The organism is Azorhizobium sp. AG788, assembly GCF_004364705.1.
GTDB classification, from domain to species: Bacteria; Pseudomonadota; Alphaproteobacteria; order Rhizobiales; family Xanthobacteraceae; genus Azorhizobium; species Azorhizobium caulinodans.
In genome coordinates, this window is record NZ_SOBM01000002.1 from 361,099 (window position 1) to 376,797 (window position 15,699).

Below are 15,699 nucleotides of genomic sequence, written 5' to 3' on the forward strand. Positions count from 1 at the left end.
GAATGGTCCTCGGCTTGCGGCCGAAACGGCCGGCTCCCCCGGTGAATGCCTGCGGGGCGTCGGCGTTCCCCTCTCCCGATTAATGGCCGCCAGCCGGAACAGCGCAGGCGAGCGCGCGTTGCCTCTAGGACATCCCAAGGAGGCTTCCATGAAAAAATACCTGACCGCTGCCGTGGCAGCGGGCGCGATCCTGTGCGCCGCACCCGTGATGGCCCAGTCGCTCGGGGAGAAGACCGGCGTCAATGCCGCGCTCGGTGTCACGCCCTCCACGCAGGACTTCGCGACACAGGCCGCCGTCAGCGACATGTTCGAGATCGAGAGCGCAAAGCTCGCGGTGGAACGCACGTCAGATGCTCCCACCAAGGCGTTCGCCCAGCAGATGATCACCGATCACACCAAGACATCGCAGGAGCTGAAGGGGCTGGTCTCCTCGGCGAGCCTTCAGGTCAACCTGCCGACCAGCCTCGACAAGAGCCATCAGGACAAACTCGACCGGCTGCGCAGCCTGAACGGCGCGGAATTTACTGACGCCTATCACAAGATGCAGGAAGACGCGCACAAGGACGCCGTATCGCTGTTCAAGCGCTACGCCTCCGGTGGGGAGTCGGCGCCCCTGAAGGACTGGGCGGGCAAGACCCTGCCCGCGCTGGAGCACCACCTGCAGGTCGCGGACGACCTCAACAAGTGAAACCGCTCGACTATAGCGGCCCCGTCGCCCCGTCCCGCCGCGCCCGATCGGGCGGAACGAAGCGGCCGCGCCCGGCCATCGTGAAGGAGATGGCGCGGGCGGCGGGTCTCGTACTGGTCGACCAGTCAGCCCTGCGGCTCACCCGGCGCAAGGCGGGGCGCGGTTACTGCTATTTCGATGCGTCGGGCAGGCTCATCACCGACGAGCCGACGCGGGCCCGCCTCGCGTCGCTCGCCGTTCCTCCGGCGCATACGCAGGTGCGTTACGCGGATGATCCCAGGGCTCATCTTCAGGCGGTCGGCTATGACGCAGCCGGCCGCCTCCAGTATCGCTACCATCCTCGCTGGGAACTGGTGCGTGAGCGGTGCAAGGCGGAGCGCCTCGCGCGCTTCGCCGAAGCCCTGTCCACCATCCGGCGGGCGGTGGCGCGGGACCTCGGCTCACCGCCCGGTTCGCGGACCTTCGCCCTCTCGGCCGTGGTGGAACTCGTGACCCTCACCGCCATCCGCGCCGGGGAGGAAGGCTATGCCCGAGCCCGCGGCACCCGCGGGGCGGCGACCCTCCTGAAGTCCAATCTCCGCAGGGAGGAGGGGCAGCTCATCCTGAGTTTCCGAGCGAAGGGAGGCCGGCGAACCGTCTGCCAGATCACCGATCCCCGTTTCATCACGATCGTCTCGTCTCTCTCCGCCCTGCCCGGCCGGCGGCTGTTCCAGTACCGAGACGACGCCCGAGCCGTTCGGACCGTGCGGGCGGGCGATGTGAACGCTTATCTCAAGGAGGTCGCGAGCGTTCCGGTCTCGCTCAAGGATTTCCGAACGCTTGTGGCATCAGCGAGCGTCCTCGACATCCTCGCCCGTGCGGAGCCCGCGTCCAGCGCCCGCGCGCGCAATGCGCAGGTGGTCGCGGCCATCCGAGTGGCCGCGGAGACGCTGAACAACACGCCCGCCATATGCCGCAAGAGCTATGTGATGCCGGCCGTGGTCGCCGCCTTCGAGGACGGCACCCTGTCCCGCTTCGCCGCAACCCTGAAGCGTTGCCGCTCGCCCATCCGCCGGGCCGGCATCCTGGCCGAACTGATCCGCGAGAGCTGCGGTGCCGGGGCGAGCGTGACGCTCAAGGACGCGCCTCGAGCCTCGCCATAAAGGTCCGACCGAGAAAATCACAAGTCCAGCCAATGTAACGGCTGACCGGAACCTGATCCACCACGGACCGTTTGCCCCATAGCCGTTCGGCTCATAGGAGAGGACCCAAGTCATGGCACAGGCCAAGTCTCTGAATGATCTTTTTCTCGAAACGCTGAAAGACATCTATTACGCCGAAAAGCAGATCCTGCGTGCCCTGCCCAAGATGGCCAAGACGGCCCAGTCGGACGAACTGCGCTCGGCTTTCATGAAGCATCAGGAGCAGACGGAAGGCCAGATCGAGCGTCTGGAGCAGGTGTTCGAGATGCTCGGCAAGAGCGCCCGGGGCAAGCACTGCCCGGCGATCGTCGGCATCGTCGACGAGGGCAAGGAGATCATGGAGGACTTCGCCGGCACCGATGCACTGGACGCCGGCCTTCTCTCCGCCGCCCAGGCCGTGGAGCACTATGAGATATCGCGTTACGGCACGCTGAAGACCTGGGCCGGCCAGCTCGGACTGAAGGATGCGGTACCCCTTCTGGAGGCGACCCTTCAGGAGGAGAAGGAGACCGATGCGCTCCTCACCCGCCTCGCCGGCGCCACGGTGAACAAGAAGGCCGCCTGAACCACCGGTTCGACACGGCTCATACCGGGCAGGCGTCGCAGCCTGCCCGGATCTGTTGCAGGAGACGCGCGCATGTGGCTCAAACCCAAGCTTGTCGGAGACACTGAAGGCACGAGGCTCGGTGTGATGCCGGGCTGGTGGGCGGTGGCGGAAGATGGAACGCCCGTCTCCGGGCCTTATCCCTCCGAGGAAGCGGCCATCGTCAGCATCGGCAAGCGGGGAGCCGACCAGCCCGCCGGCACACCTAACGAATCGGCCCCGCCGCCCAGAGGCACCTGAGGCATGGGAGAAGGCCTGCGGCGCGATCCCATCGGGCCGAACGCCGTGCATGTCTGCCTCGACATGCAGCGCCTGTTCGCTCCCGGCGGGCCGTGGCCCACGCCATGGGCGCTGGACGTCATTCCCGCCATTACGGAACTTGCCGCCCGTGCACCGGCGCGCACCGTGTTTACGCGCTTCCTTCCGCCCGAGGCGCCGGACGGACCTCCAGGCACGTGGCAGCGCTTCTACCGCAAGTGGCACGATCTCACCCGGAGCGAGCTCGACCCCGGCCTGCTTGATCTCGTGCCGGAGGTCGCACGCTTTGTCCCTCCCGCGCATGTGATGGACAAATCCCGCTATTCCGCCTTTTCCGGAGCGGACCTCCTGCCCCTTCTCACGCGCCTGCGCGCCGACACATTGATCTTTTCCGGCGCGGAGACGGATGTATGCGTGCTCGCCACCCTGTTTGATGCCGTGGATCTCGGGTTCCGCGTCATCCTTGCGGGGGATGCGGTCTGCTCCTCCTCCGACACAGGCCATGACGCCATCATGGCCATGCTCCAGACACGCCTTTCCATTCAGGTCGAGGTCGCGCGGACGGAAAACATTCTCAACCGGTGGGAGCGGCCGGCGCTCTGATCGGCCGCTCCCCTGGCTTCATCGTACGGGCGACGTCTCGGGGCTGGCCGGAGCAGTCGGGCGCTGATGAAAGAACATGAAGCGGCTCCGCTCTGGCTCGGACGCTGCCCCTTGCAGCGTCATGAAGCCAACAGGAGACGGCTCAACCTGTTCCGGTGATCGTAATATAAAGGTACAAGCGCCAGCTTTACGTTTCGTATTATTGTGCCGTTCGTGGCCTTGGCCATTCGAAATGCACTATTCACTCCGGCGACAATTATCCGTCCCCTATGTCCGAACCAGGCGATCCGTCCTCCTCATACCTCAGAAGATCACCCGGCTGGCAGCGGAGGAACTGGCAGATCTTCTCTAACGTCTCAAACCGGACGCCCTTTACCTTGCCCTGTTTCAGAAGAGAGAGATTGGCCTCGGTGATCCCGACATGTTCGGCCAGGTCTTTGGACTTCACGTTGCGTTCCGCGAGCATCACGCCCAAGCGCACCCGGATAGACATTCAGCGCCCCTAGACGAACTGCTTGTTCTCATCGGCGATCTCCATCGCCTCCGCCATGACCCAGGCCACGGCGGCGACCGTCCCTGCGAAAATCAGGGCGATGAGCGTATCCGATCCGATGTTCAGCATGAGCGCCCTTGTGCCCGCCGGATCATGCAGGCTCAGAAGGACCGAGAGCGCCGCGCCCGCGAGGGGCTTCAGAACAGCCGAAGCCGCGACGCCGACCGAAAAATCCCTGAGCCCGTTGATCGGCTCGCGAGCGAAGATGACGCCGGCCGCGAAGGCGGTGAAGCAACGGCGGGCCCTGAGGAGCCCATAGACCAGCGCTGCGAGGGGCAGCATCGAAATGCCGAACGCCAAGGCCCGGACGGCGAGACCGATCTCCGCAACCGGCGCATTCGCAAGTCCCGCCTGGCCGAACAGGGTGCGCGTCGGCGTCGTCGTCCAATAGAGGAGCATCGCCGTCACCAGCATGAAGGAGGTGGCGAGACAGCCTGCCGCCATCAGCCGGCTGAGGTGCCGGATGCGATCGCAACGCCGCTCCCGATCGTGCCCAGAGGTCATGTCGAGCCCTCTCGATGATGGATCCATGGCTGCACGCCTCCTCTGCCCGCCGGGTCAACATGGGAGAAAAATTATCGTTTGCCAATAATTTTTTGTCGTGAGACAGATTTCCTGTCTTCAGGGAGTCGCCCCATGCCCCAATGCCCGGCCAAACGGCCCATCGCCTTTCTCGTCTTTGCAACCGCGCTTGCCACTGCCGGTCTCGCGATGGCCGCGCCAACCACCTCCCGTGGATTGATCTCGGTCGATCAGGTCGCGGAGATGCTGGAGAAGGCTCCGACGGATCGCACCGCGCAGCAGGTTCTCACCGCCTATCTGGCCGGCGTTGGCGAGGCCGCAAGTGCGGTCGTGACCATGGGAAATGCCGCCTGCCAGAAGCCGTTGAGCCTGAACGCGGCGAATGCCGGCCAAGCCCTCAAGGGTACAGCCTCCGATCGCGGTGCAGAAACACCTGCGACGCCGTTGATTGTCAGCGATATGCTTCATCGCGCCGGGTGCCGGCGCCCGTGAGCCGTCCCGCCCGCCGGATCGCTGACCTCGATTGGCAGCGCAACCAGGCCGGGGCCGTGATCCGGCAGGCGGGCCTGATCCTCGCGCTGGTCGGGCTCATGAGCCTGGCGGGGGGCTCATCCGCCAATTCCGCCGACTTTGGCCCCGTTCAATGCACCGTTCGGGCCAGCTATGTCGGCGCCGCGATGCATCCCGCCTTCGCCATCACAAAGATGGCCCCGGTGCCCGAGCAGGCGCTGCCGCCGGGCGTCAGCCGTCGCCTCGACGGCATTTACAAGCGGATCGAAGAATTCACGGCCGCATCGGCGCTCACGGCAGCGGTCGCTGTTCCGGGAAAGGGCCTGTGGCAGAAGACCCATGCGCCGACGGATGCGCCGCGCCTTTTCTGGGCGAGTGCCGGGAAGACCTTTACGGCGGTCGTTGTCCTGCAACTCGCCGAAGAGGGGAAACTGTCGCTCGATGATCCGGTTTCGCGATGGATCGCGGGTGTGCCGAACGGCGAGATCGCGACGCTCCGCGATCTGCTCGCCCACACCAGCGGCTTGTTCAGCGCCAATGAGGATGTCGGGGCCCACGCCGATCCCCGCTATCGCGATCCGGCAACCAACCTTGAGATCGTGCGCCGTCACGGAGCTCTGTTCCGCCCCGGCGCAAACTGGCGCTATTCCAACACGGGATACGATCTGCTCGGAGAAGTCGTCCGCAAGGCCGATCACCGTTCCATTGATGAGGCGATCACGGCGCGGATCATCACGCCATTGGAACTCACCTCGCTGCGTGCGCTCGTGCCGGGCGGCGGATCGGAGGGTGTTGCGCCACTTGTGACGGCGCGCGAACAGCCCATCGATCCAAGCTGGGCTGGCGCTGCCGGACCCGTCGTCGGCGATGCCGCCGATATGGCCCGCTTCTGGGCGGCCCTGCTCGGTGGACGGCTGCTTCCGAAACGGACGGTGCGCGCGATGGCTCAAACGCTATACCCCATGTACGACAGGGGTACCTATTACGGGGTCGGAATCATGGTGTTCGACGTGAACGACGGTGCCCGTTCGATTCGATGGATCGGGCACGCGGGCGGAACACCCGGCGCCAGCGCCATCGTCGCCTTCTCGCCCGCGGACAACGCGATCGTCGCTGTCGCCCTCACCGGCGACAGCGCGACCGAGCCGGCCGCCAACATGCTTCTGAAGGCCCTTGCAGGACCGGAATGAGGCGCTGCGAGGGGCGCCGTGCCTACCGGTTCGGAAGGCCGGCCGCCTGCGGAAAGAGAAAGGGCCGGAGTGCCTGTCAGCACTCCGGCCCTTTTATCAGAGCAGCGATCTCAAGCTTATCGCCTGAGATCATTGACGATTGACTGGTCGGGCAGGCGGGATTTGAACCCACGACCCCTAGTCCCCCAGACTAGTGCGCTAACCGGGCTGCGCTACTGCCCGTCATGCCACTGCTCTGGTCTCCGCTGCGAACTCCCGGACGGTCGGTTCGTGAAGAACGTCCCGTGTGCGTCGCCGCGTCAACGTGGGGCGGAGAGTTAGACCATCGGATCGGCTGCGACAAGCCTCGAATGACATTTGTCCCCTGCCCCGCATGCAGAACGACCACGCGGGATGTGGATCGCTGCTCGCGGCCGTGCAGGACATGGGACGGCGCCTGCTTTGCCGGCTTGCGTCACTTGACCGAGCGGCGGTGCGTGCCATGGTGCCCGCCCAGTGGTCGCAAGGGGCGGTGCCGTCTTGACCTTTCCCGTCACGCTTCTTGATCTCGCCGGCTGCGTGGCCCTGCTGCTGTGGGGCACGCACATGGTCCAGAGCGGCGTCCAGAGCGCCTTCGGGCCGCGCCTGCGCACCTTTCTCTCCGGCGCGCTCAAGACACGGCTGCACGCTTTCCTCGCCGGGCTCGGCGTCACGGCGATTCTCCAGAGCAGCACCGCCACGGGGCTGATGGTGGCGGGTTTCGCCGCCTCCGGCCTCGTGGAGCTTGCCCCCGCGCTCGCTGTCATGCTGGGCGCGAACGTCGGCACGACGCTGGTCGTGCAACTCCTGTCCTTTGATATCTCACCCCTGTCGCCGGCCCTCATCCTGCTCGGCGTGATGGTCTATCGGCGCTCCAACACCCAGCCGCCGCGGGATCTGGGGAAGGTGGCCATCGGCCTTGGCCTGATGCTGCTGGCGCTGCACCAGCTCATCGAATTCATCACGCCTTATGAGGATGCGCCGAACCTGCGCCTGCTGATGGGCGCGGTTTCGACCCTGCCGACCGTGGCCGTCGCCGTGGCGGCGGTGCTCACCTGGGTGGCCCATTCCAGCGTCGCGGTGGTGCTGCTGGCCATGTCGCTCGCCGCCAAGGGCGTCGTCTCGCCGGAAGCCGCCATGGCGCTGGTGATCGGCGCCAATCTCGGCAGCGCGCTGAACCCGCTGCTGGAGGCAAGTTCCGCCAGTGATCCCGCCTCCCGCCGTGTCCCATTCGGCAATCTGCTGAACCGGCTTGTGGGCGTCGTGGTCGGGCTGGCGCTGCTGGGGCCCGTGTCGGTGGCTCTGGTGGAACTCGAGCCGTCCGTCACCCGCGCCGTCGCGGACTATCACACGCTCTTCAACCTCATCCTGGCGGTGGTCTTCCTGCCGCTGCTGAAGCCCTTCTCCGCCCTGCTGTGCCGGCTCTTCCCGCTGAAGGCATTGCCGCCGGACCCCGCCCGCCCGCTCTATCTCGATGCGGCCGCCCTCGACACGCCGGTGGTCGCCCTTGGGAACGCCGCACGCGAGGCCCTGCGGCTCGCGGACATTCTGGAGACCATGCTCTCCTGCACTCGCGATGCGCTCGACAAGGACCAGGGGCAGCGTGTGGCCGAAGCCCAGAAGCTCGACGACGTGCTCGATCGGCTCAATGCCGCCATCCAGGCCTATCTCATGCGCCTCGACCACGAGACGCTGGGGCCGGAGGACCGGGAGAGGTTCGACGAGATTCTCGCCTTCGCGACGAATCTGGAACATGCCGGCGACGTCCTCGACAATTCCCTGCTGCCGCTGGCCGCCAAGCGCTTGAAGCGCGGGCTCGCCTTCTCGCCCGAGGGCAAGGCCGAGATCGCCACCATCATTGATCGTGTCATCGGAAACCTGCACACCGCCGGTGCGCTCTTCATGACCAATGATGCGCGCACCGCCCGCATCCTTGCGGCCGAGAAGGCCGTGTTCCGGGATCTCGAAACCCGCGCGACCCAGAATCACTTCGAGCGGATGCGCGGCGGCGTGGTCGAATCGGCGGAGACCAGTTCGCTACAGCTGGATGTCGTCCGCGACCTCAAACGCATCAATGCGCATCTGGTCGCCGGCACCGCCTATCCGGTGCTGGAACGGGAAGGAGAACTGCTGCCAAGCCGGATTGCCGGAGAACTTGGTTAGCAGACCATGTTTTTCCACAGGCGCGAGCGGCACGTGCGTTAAGACTTATGGTGCCGAGGGGCTGAAAAGCCCGGCGCTCTGGCCCTTAGTCGACTGATTTTGAAGCCTAAAACAGATTCATAAGGCAGACTTTCCAAGATCAGAGATCCCGGAAAGGTCAAGAAAAAGTCGCTACAATTCTGCAACGGTCCTGTGGATAAACATTTCCAGCGCCGACCTAGATACCTCTCAGGTTGTGTTTTGCGTTGTAGCGCCTCAGGCGCGTGACATTCTCGCCCCATTCCGTGGCCATTGGCGACACTTCCATCAACAACAATGGAGGTTGCGGGAATGGAGATCCGAAAAGGGGTTCTGATTGGATCGCTTGCTCTGACGATGTCGGGCTTGGCGACTGCCGCTTCGGCGGAGCCCAAGCAGACGGGTGTCGCGTCCTACTATTGGCAGGGTCGCGGCACAGCCAGCGGTGAGCGGTTCAACCCCAACGCCCTGACGGCAGCCCATCGCTCGCTTCCCTTCGGTACGAAGGTTCGCGTCACCAATCTCAAGAACGGACGCACGGTCGTGGTCCGCATCAACGACCGGGGCCCGTTCGTCCGCGGTCGCATCATCGACGTTTCCAAGGCCGCAGCCGGTGAACTCGGGTTCAAGGGCTCCGGCACCACCAAGGTCGCCCTCTCCGTCGTCGAAGACGAGGGCGGGTTCTTCGCGAGCCGCTGATCGCGGATCGCACGCGGCTCTCGCCGCCACCCCACACGTCAACGGACCATCGCCTGAACGCGCGCGATCTGCGTGCGAATGCGATGTCCTGCCTGCCCCGCCGTGGCACGAGATTGCCGCGGGGCGGATGATGTTCACGAAACGCCGGAGTGCGAGGCAGGTTCCCCGCTCCGGCGTTCTCCTTTTCTGGCACCGAACGAAGCTCAGGTCTCGCTGTCCGCTACTCCGCGGGGAACGCCGAGGCTGCCGATGATGCGGCGGCATTCGGTCAATTCGAACAGCGCCGACTGAAGGCGGCTGATGTCCTCCCGCGTCAGAACAGGCGCCGGCGGCTGCGGCGTGCCGGCCATGCGCGGCTCGGATCGCAGGTGCGGCGGCAGATACTGCTCCGGCGGGCCCGGCCGGTTCGGCTCGGGCGGCGCATAGCCATCGTCCTCGTCCGCCCAGGTCTCCGGCCGATGGGGGCGGACATGTTCGCTGGCAGCCCCCCGGCGCTCGGTCACGGGACGCGCTGGCGAAGGGCCATCCGGCACGAAATCCTCCGGCTCATATTCCTCGAGCGGCCCCAGCAGAGGCCCGACCCGGCGTGCGCCACCGAGCGGCGGCGCCGGCATGTCCGGAGGATCGAAGAAGGGATCCTGCGGCTCCGCGCGATGGGCGCGCAACGGGGCGGGCTGGGGGCGCTCGCGCGGCGCCGACCGGCCGTAGGCGCCGTCATCCTCCACCTGTTGCCAGTCGCTCCCCCGCATGTCGCGGGGCGCGCGGTCCCCCGGTCGCGGCTCATAGGGGTCGTGCCGCACGGGCTCCTGACGGCGGGCGGGCTGGGTCGCCACGGAGGGACGCGGCATCCGCGGGGGCGGCTCGAAGCGCTCGGGCTGGGGAGCATGGCGCTGCCAGCCGCGCTCCTCGAAATCGCGCTGCCCGTCGTCCGGTTCCCAGTTCCCCTCGTCCATGTCCTCGTCGTCCAGGGAGGCAGGCCCGCGCGCCGCAAGCGGCGGCTCGGGCCGATAGCGCGGGTCCGGACGTGCCGGGGGCTCGTCCAGCGGACGGCGCAGAACCGGTTCGGAACGGGGCGGCTGGCGATCGAAAGACATGGGCGGCTCTTGCGGCGGCTCGGCCCGTCGCGCGGCGCGCGCGGGCGCGCCGAAGGGCAACTGATCGTGCATGTCGGCCGGATGCGGACGCGCCTCGGGCGGGCGGGCGGCGCGGGGCGGCGGGACGGCGTGATAATCGTCGAGGATGTCCTCATCCTCAGGCTCGGGCTGCGGCTCCACGGGGCGGCGCGCCCGCTTGGGCACGAACTCCGAAGGCGGACCGGAATCGAACGGCACCGCCGGGGGCGTGCCTTCCCTCAGGCGGCGGATGCGCGCATCCAGCGGCTCGGAGACCGGGTCTTCCGCATCGCGATCATCGAAGAAGGGCAGCAGCGGATCGTCCATCTCCGGCGCATGGGAGCGATCGGGGATGCGCGAGGCGGGCCCGCGTGACGGGCGCTGCATGGGGCGGGGTTCCGGACGGGGCGGCGGCGCGTCGAAGACGGGATCGACGCGCGGCTCGTAGCTCTCCGGTTCCTCTTCCACCATCTGCGGTCGTGGCCGGGCGGCCGCGCGCGGCGGCTCCGGCGCACGGGCCGGAGGCTCGCGCGGCACTTCGAAGGCCGGCTCGCTGCGCTCCACTTTGGGACGCGGTTCCGGCGCGCGGGGCTGCGCCCGCTGGCGCGGCGGCGGAACCGGTTCTTCCGTCCGGGGCGTGAAATTGGCGAAGTCGGGAAATGGCAGCGGCGGCTCGTCATGGCCGGGCACGTCCCGCATTTCGTCGGCCGCGGCACGGCTCTTCCGGCGGGGCAGAAAACCGCCGAGCAGACCACCGAAGCCGGACCCCTCGTCCGTGTGCATGGGCGCTGTGTCGGGCTCGTTGCGCCGGGGCGCAGGCGGGGCGCCGAATTCAGCCGGACCGTCGTCGAAGCCAACGGCCTGCACGTGGCGAACACCCTGCTCCTTCAGGATCTTCTGCACACCCTTGATGGTGTAGCCTTCGCTGTAGAGGAGCCGGCGGATGCCGCGCAGCAGGTCCACATCCTCGCGGCGGTAATAGCGCCGGCCGCCGGCCCGCTTGACGGGGCGGATGTGGGTGAACTTGGTTTCCCAGAAGCGCAGGACGTGCTGCGGCAGCTCAAGTTCGTCTGCCACCTCGCTGATGGTGCGGAAGGCGTCCGGGGCTTTGTCGGGATGCCTCGCCTCAACCACGTGCCTCGCGGCTCCTTATTCGCATCCAGCCGCCTTTCCAGTGCGCCCGTTGATGCGATTCTTCAAGATGCTGGACGGCTTGAAAACCATGACCCGGCGGGGCTCGATCGGCACTTCCTCGCCGGTCTTCGGATTGCGCCCCACCCGCTGGCCCTTGTCCCGCACGACAAAGGACCCGAACGAGGACAGCTTGACCGTTTCCCCCTTGGCCAGGCAGTCCGCGATCTCCCGCAGCACCATTTCCACAAGCGCGGCGGATTCCGTGCGAGACAGGCCCACCTGCTGGTAGACCGCCTCACACAAATCGGCGCGCGTTATCGTGCGTCCAGCCATGTGTCTTCCCGACCCCTCGAGGACACCCCCACTGCCGCGACCCTAGCCAGTGGACCGCAGCAAGGTCAATGTTCTTAACGCTTTATTTGCGTCAGGAACAAATTACCAGCGCAGAAGAGCGGAACCCCAGGTGAAGCCGCCGCCCATCGCCTCGAGCAGAACGAGGTCCCCCGGCTTGATGCGCCCGTCCTTCCGGGCGACGTCGAGCGCGAGCGGAATCGAGGCGGCAGAGGTATTTCCGTGCGACTGAACGGTGGTGACCACTTTTTCCGGCGCAATCCCGAGCTTCTGCGCGCTGGCGTCGATGATGCGACGATTGGCCTGATGGGGGACGAACCAGTCGATGGTCTCCGCGCTCTCGCCGGTGGCGGCAAAGGCGTCCACGATCACGTCCGTGATCATGCCGACGGCGTGCTTGAAGACCTCGCGGCCTTCCATCCGCAGGTGACCGACGGTGCCGGTGCTGGAGGGCCCGCCGTCCACGAAGAGCTTGGAGCGGTGGCGGCCGTCGGAGCGCAGGTGGGAGGTGAGAACGCCCCTGCCCTTCGCCTCGTCCGCCGGCACACCTTCGAGCACGATGGCACCGGCCCCGTCGCCGAACAGCACGCAGGTGCCGCGGTCATTCCAGTCGAGGATGCGCGAGAAAGTCTCCGCGCCGATCACCAGCGCACGCCTGAAGGCGCCGGTGCGCAGATGGGCATCCGCCGTCGCGATCGCGAAGACGAAGCCCGAGCACACGGCCTGGAGGTCGAAGGCCGCACCGCGCGTGATGCCGAGCTCGCTCTGGATGGTGACCGCGGTCGCCGGGAAGGTCTGGTCGGGCGTCGACGTGGCAAGGATGATGAGGTCTATGTCGTCGGCCACAAGGCCCGCGTCAGCGAGTGCCGCCTGCGCCGCCTTCAGCCCCAGGGCGGAGGTGAACTCGCCCTCGGCCGCGACGTGCCGTTCCTTGATGCCGGTGCGCTGGACGATCCACTCGTCAGAGGTGTCCACCATTTCGGCCAGATCGGCATTGGTGAGAACCTTCTGCGGAAGATAGGACCCCACGCCGCGAACCACAGAATGAATGCCGATCACGATGAACCTTCCGCCTCCACCGGCTCGCTCCCCCGGCCTGCCGCAGGCAGGCGCGTCACGATGCTTTTTTCGATCCGTTCCAGAAGCCGGTGACGGACCATGTCGTAGCCGAGATCGACCGCCGCCGCGAATCCTTCCGCGTCCGTACCACCATGGCTCTTGATCACGACCCCGTTGAGGCCGAGGAACACGCCGCCGTTGGAGCGGCGTGGATCCAGCTTCTCACGCAGCGCCGCAAAGGCGTCGCGCGCGAGCAGATAGCCGAGCTTCGCCCGCCAGGTGCGGCTCAGCGCCGCGCGAAGATAGCTGGCGATCTGCTTGGCCGTGCCTTCGGCGGTCTTGAGCGCGATGTTGCCGGAGAAGCCCTCCGTCACCACCACATCCACGGTGCCGGAGCCGATGTCGTTACCCTCGACGAAGCCGAAATAGTTCACTCCGGCGACGCCCTCCTCGCGCAGGATGCGGCCGGCTTCCTTGACCTCCTCGACGCCCTTCACCTCCTCGACGCCCACATTCAGCAGGCCGACGGTGGGGCGCTCGATGTCGAAGACGGTGCTGGCCATGGCCGAGCCCATGATCGCCATCTCGATGAGGCTCTGCGACGTCGCGCCGATGGAGGCGCCGACGTCCAGCACGATGCTTTCCCCGCGCAGGGTCGGCCAGATGGCGGCGATGGCCGGGCGGCCGATGCCGGGCATGGTGCGCAGGTTCACCTTGGCCATGGCCATGAGCGCGCCGGTGTTGCCGGCGGATACGGCGGCATCCGCCTCGCCCGCCTTCACCGCATCAATGCAGCGCCACATGGAGGATTTGTAGCGCCCCCGACGCAGTGCCTGGCTGGGCTTGTCGTCCATCCCCACCACCACATCGGTGTGGATGATCCGGGAGGCGGTCGACAGGGCGGGATAGCGGGCGAGAATCGGACGGATGGCCGCTTCGTCGCCGAACAGAAGGAAAGAGGTGTCGGGATGGCGCACGCGCGCGAGTTCGACGCCGGGCAGCACGACCTCGGGGCCGTGGTCGCCGCCCATGGCGTCAATGGCAATGCGAACGGGTGCGCTCATCAGCCCTGAATTCCTGAAACAATCCGCGCAGCGACGCAACAGACGCCGGCGGGCGGAAAATAGCCACTCGCCCGCACATCGCAACTCCGGTGGAAAATCACGGCTTGTCCTTCAGCCGCGCGAGCGCCGCGAAAGGCGACACCGGGGCCTCGGCAGGATCGGATTCCTGATAGGCCTTGAACACCTCACCGTCCTTGCGCGGATAGGGATCGAGCCCGAGTGCGAGGAACTCGGTCACGAGCAGCCCGAGGTCGATGCTGCCGTTCTCGATGAGGTCGGGCGGATCGAAATCGCTCTCATCCGGCGCATCCGCCACTTCCCGGGCGATGATGTCGGCGGTGGCGAAGCGCACGTCCAGTTCCTCGGAAAAGGAAGACTCGAAGGGTTCGAGGGAGACGACGGAAATCTGTGTCACTTTCGCGCTGACACGCCCGGTGACGCGGGCGCCATCCGCCTTCTCCTGCGTCAGGCGCAGTTTCGCCACCACCTCGCTCACGGCCGGAATATCGAGGTGGCGGGCCATCGCCGCGCAGACGTCCGCATCCGGCTTCAGGGTCAGTTCGAGGCCCTGCGGCGGGATGTCCGCAACGGCGAGGATCTGGGAATAGGGAAGATCGGTCACGGCTGTGTGGCCTCCTCGGCCCTCGGGAGCGGGAACGCAATGCGGCCCCGCGCGAAATCGGAATCAGCCTGCGCGCCGAGCGCAGCAAGGCAGTCCCGGACATAGGCGGCGAGCGCCGAAGAGCGGCCGGACAGGCCAGCCTCCTGATAGCGCTCGAAGAGGTTGCGCGACAAGGCTTCGGCGAGCGTCGGACCGGTCTCTGCCAGGGCCGCATCATAGGCGGCCGCCCGGTCATAGAAGGCGTTGCCGATCTTCTTCATCTTCTTGGGGACGGAGAGATCGCCGATGCCCATCTCGCGCAGGGTGCTGTCCATATCGGCCAGGAAGGCGTCGAATACCTCCTGCGACAGCGCCCGCACCTCACCCTCGGCCGCGCCGAGGCGGCGGCAGGCGAGATGGACGTGCAGCATCAGCAGTTCCAGCCGCCCTTCGGCGGTGTCGGGAACATGGAAGTCGGTGTAGAACACCGGCTGCCGCGCCTGCGCCACGATCGCGCCATACAGGCGCTCAATGGTCTCGCGCGTCTGGGATCGACGGAACAGGTTCAGAATCATGACTTGCGGTTCTGTGGGCCGGCCGGGTACCTGACGCGAACGGTGTCGAGCGGCGTAACCCGCGTTGGGCGCGGTGGCAAGGGCGGGTCTGGGCGCTCGTGCCTCGGGGTTCTGTGGTAATCACGGAACCGATCGTGCACGAACGGGCGCTCGCGGCGCCGATTCGGATGATGTGGCGCATATTTAAGAGGTACAGCGTGGCACCAGGACGGTCTGCACAGAGGTCTGCCTCCTCCCTTCCGGTCCGGCGGGTCTCCGCGGCGACGACCGCCGCCGCGCTCGCGCTGGCCGGGCTCTCGCTTGCGGCCTGCGGCAGCCTTCCGCCCATGGGCGTCGCCGCGGGCAACCCGCCCACCGGCATCGTGCGCACCTACCAGCGGGGCTATGTGCTCAGCGACGGCGCGCTGGAGCAGGTGCCGGTCGGCTCCAGCCGCGAGCAGGTGCTGCTGGTGCTCGGCACGCCCTCCACCGTGTCCACCCTCAATGGCGATGTCTTCTATTACATCTCCCAGACCGAGAAGCGCGTCGCCTTCCTGAAGCCGGAGATCACCGACCAGAAGGTGCTGGCGGTCTATTTCGGCAAGGACAAGCGGGTGACACGCATCGCCAATTACGGTTTGCAGGACGGCAAGGTCTTCGACTTCGTCTCCCAGACCACCCCGACCGGCGGCGAAGAGCTCAGCATCATCAAGCAACTCATCAGCGCCACGGACTTCTCGCCGGGCTTCGCCCGCTGAGCGAAGCCTCCCGCAGAACGACAAAGGCCCGGAACGGATCGTTCCGGGCCTTTTTGTTG

The 15,699-nt window shown here is 66.7% G+C and carries 17 protein-coding genes, 1 tRNA gene and 1 pseudogene; 10 read left to right on the forward strand and 9 right to left on the reverse strand.

Annotation, left to right across the window (positions count from 1 at the left end):
• Positions 1–148 precede the first annotated feature (148 nt).
• From DFO45_RS05685 to DFO45_RS05705, 5 genes are all read left to right on the forward strand, one after another.
• The gene (locus DFO45_RS05685) at positions 149–688 is read left to right on the forward strand and encodes a DUF4142 domain-containing protein (RefSeq protein ID WP_133864123.1); all 540 of its coding nucleotides are present in this window, start codon (positions 149–151) and stop codon (positions 686–688) included.
• Positions 685–1,830: a DNA topoisomerase IB gene (locus tag DFO45_RS05690; protein WP_133864124.1), complete on the forward strand. Its 1,146-nt coding sequence runs from the start codon at positions 685–687 to the stop codon at positions 1,828–1,830. The genes DFO45_RS05685 and DFO45_RS05690 overlap by 4 nt, the downstream gene beginning before the upstream one ends.
• Before the next feature lie 112 nt (positions 1,831–1,942).
• Positions 1,943–2,434 carry a ferritin-like domain-containing protein gene (locus DFO45_RS05695; RefSeq protein ID WP_012170812.1) on the forward strand — a complete coding sequence of 164 codons (492 nt, stop codon included), beginning with the start codon at positions 1,943–1,945 and terminating at the stop codon, positions 2,432–2,434.
• A 72-nt stretch (positions 2,435–2,506) separates the two neighbouring features.
• Positions 2,507–2,713 (forward strand): hypothetical protein, encoded by a 207-nt coding sequence (locus DFO45_RS05700; RefSeq protein WP_133864125.1) that lies wholly within the window; start codon positions 2,507–2,509, stop codon positions 2,711–2,713.
• 3 nt (positions 2,714–2,716) lie between these two features.
• On the forward strand, positions 2,717–3,334 hold the full coding sequence (locus DFO45_RS05705; RefSeq protein WP_133864126.1) for an isochorismatase family cysteine hydrolase: 618 nt from the start codon (positions 2,717–2,719) through the stop codon (positions 3,332–3,334).
• A gap of 256 nt (positions 3,335–3,590) precedes the next feature.
• Here DFO45_RS05705 and DFO45_RS05710 read toward each other — a convergent pair whose 3' ends face one another.
• Together DFO45_RS05710 and DFO45_RS05715 are read right to left on the reverse strand one after the other, a co-directional pair.
• Positions 3,591–3,827, reverse strand: a complete 237-nt coding sequence (locus DFO45_RS05710; RefSeq protein WP_133864127.1) for a helix-turn-helix transcriptional regulator — start codon at positions 3,825–3,827, stop codon at positions 3,591–3,593.
• Between the two features lie 9 nt (positions 3,828–3,836).
• Positions 3,837–4,391, reverse strand: coding sequence for a DUF2975 domain-containing protein (locus tag DFO45_RS05715; RefSeq protein WP_133864128.1), 555 nt, complete (start codon positions 4,389–4,391; stop codon positions 3,837–3,839).
• A gap of 132 nt (positions 4,392–4,523) precedes the next feature.
• Here DFO45_RS05715 and DFO45_RS24890 point away from each other — a divergent pair, with 132 nt between their 5' ends.
• On the forward strand, positions 4,524–4,901 hold the full coding sequence (locus tag DFO45_RS24890; RefSeq protein WP_166657053.1) for a chlorophyllide reductase: 378 nt from the start codon (positions 4,524–4,526) through the stop codon (positions 4,899–4,901).
• Positions 4,898–6,109 (forward strand): serine hydrolase domain-containing protein, encoded by a 1,212-nt coding sequence (locus tag DFO45_RS05720; RefSeq protein WP_166657054.1) that lies wholly within the window; start codon positions 4,898–4,900, stop codon positions 6,107–6,109. The genes DFO45_RS24890 and DFO45_RS05720 overlap by 4 nt, the downstream gene beginning before the upstream one ends.
• Positions 6,110–6,253: 144 nt before the next feature.
• On the opposite strand, the gene DFO45_RS05725 is transcribed toward DFO45_RS05720, so the two are convergent.
• Positions 6,254–6,331, reverse strand: a tRNA-Pro gene (locus DFO45_RS05725).
• A gap of 297 nt (positions 6,332–6,628) precedes the next feature.
• On the opposite strand from DFO45_RS05725, the gene DFO45_RS05730 reads away from it, so the two are divergent.
• On the forward strand, positions 6,629–8,290 hold the full coding sequence (locus DFO45_RS05730) for a Na/Pi cotransporter family protein (RefSeq protein WP_133864130.1): 1,662 nt from the start codon (positions 6,629–6,631) through the stop codon (positions 8,288–8,290).
• A gap of 330 nt (positions 8,291–8,620) precedes the next feature.
• Positions 8,621–9,007: a septal ring lytic transglycosylase RlpA family protein gene (locus DFO45_RS05735; RefSeq protein ID WP_043879272.1), complete on the forward strand. Its 387-nt coding sequence runs from the start codon at positions 8,621–8,623 to the stop codon at positions 9,005–9,007.
• A gap of 1,973 nt (positions 9,008–10,980) precedes the next feature.
• On the opposite strand, the pseudogene DFO45_RS05740 reads toward DFO45_RS05735, so the two are convergent.
• The 6 genes and pseudogenes from DFO45_RS05740 to DFO45_RS05765 all read right to left on the reverse strand — a co-directional run.
• Positions 10,981–11,253 (reverse strand): annotated as a pseudogene (locus tag DFO45_RS05740) (MerR family transcriptional regulator); the annotation flags it as partial.
• Positions 11,254–11,268: 15 nt separating this feature from the next.
• Positions 11,269–11,586, reverse strand: coding sequence for an integration host factor subunit alpha (locus DFO45_RS05745; RefSeq protein WP_133864131.1), 318 nt, complete (start codon positions 11,584–11,586; stop codon positions 11,269–11,271).
• Positions 11,587–11,688: 102 nt separating this feature from the next.
• Entirely contained in the window at positions 11,689–12,663 is a 975-nt protein-coding gene (locus DFO45_RS05750) for a beta-ketoacyl-ACP synthase III (RefSeq protein WP_133864132.1), read from the reverse strand.
• Entirely contained in the window at positions 12,660–13,727 is a 1,068-nt protein-coding gene (plsX, locus tag DFO45_RS05755) for a phosphate acyltransferase PlsX (protein WP_012170822.1), read from the reverse strand. The genes DFO45_RS05750 and plsX overlap by 4 nt, the downstream gene beginning before the upstream one ends.
• 97 nt (positions 13,728–13,824) lie before the next feature.
• Entirely contained in the window at positions 13,825–14,349 is a 525-nt protein-coding gene (locus DFO45_RS05760; RefSeq protein WP_133864133.1) for a DUF177 domain-containing protein, read from the reverse strand.
• Positions 14,346–14,903, reverse strand: coding sequence for a ubiquinol-cytochrome C chaperone family protein (locus DFO45_RS05765; RefSeq protein WP_133864134.1), 558 nt, complete (start codon positions 14,901–14,903; stop codon positions 14,346–14,348). The genes DFO45_RS05760 and DFO45_RS05765 overlap by 4 nt, the downstream gene beginning before the upstream one ends.
• 284 nt (positions 14,904–15,187) lie before the next feature.
• On the opposite strand from DFO45_RS05765, the gene DFO45_RS05770 reads away from it, so the two are divergent.
• Positions 15,188–15,640: an outer membrane protein assembly factor BamE gene (locus DFO45_RS05770; protein WP_052286083.1), complete on the forward strand. Its 453-nt coding sequence runs from the start codon at positions 15,188–15,190 to the stop codon at positions 15,638–15,640.
• Positions 15,641–15,699 lie beyond the last annotated feature (59 nt).